Source organism: Mesorhizobium sp. M8A.F.Ca.ET.165.01.1.1, assembly GCF_004792065.1.
Lineage (GTDB): Bacteria > Pseudomonadota > Alphaproteobacteria > Rhizobiales > Rhizobiaceae > Mesorhizobium.
The window spans coordinates 1-325 of the sequence record NZ_SRTH01000164.1; the positions used below are offsets into that span (position 1 = coordinate 1).

Below are 325 nucleotides of genomic sequence, written 5' to 3' on the forward strand. Positions count from 1 at the left end.
GTCTGGCGGATACTCATGGCAAAGCCGCGCTCGCCCTCGCCGAACCAGCCCATGATGGCGCGCCCGCTGGAGCCGTTGACGCTGCCGCCGAGCAGGCCGGCGACGAGCAGGCTGGCCGACAGCAGCGCAACGCCTGGGGTGGCGGCTTTTGTCGGCACCACAAGCATAGCCATGATGAAGAGCCATGCCGCCGTCGCGCCGAGCCCGGTCAGGAGCACGCGGCGGTCGCCCCAGCGGTCGGTGAGCACGCCCCAGGGCAGTTCGCTGAGCGCCACGCCGAGACCGAGAAGCCCGAGCGCCAGGCCGAGAGAGGCATTGTCGAGAT

The 325-nt window shown here is 70.5% G+C and carries 1 protein-coding gene; it reads right to left on the reverse strand.

Features of this window, described 5'->3' with window-relative positions; translation table 11 throughout:
- The coding region (locus EN808_RS35575) for an MFS transporter (RefSeq protein WP_135918250.1) at window positions 1-325 on the reverse strand (325 nt) is incomplete at both ends.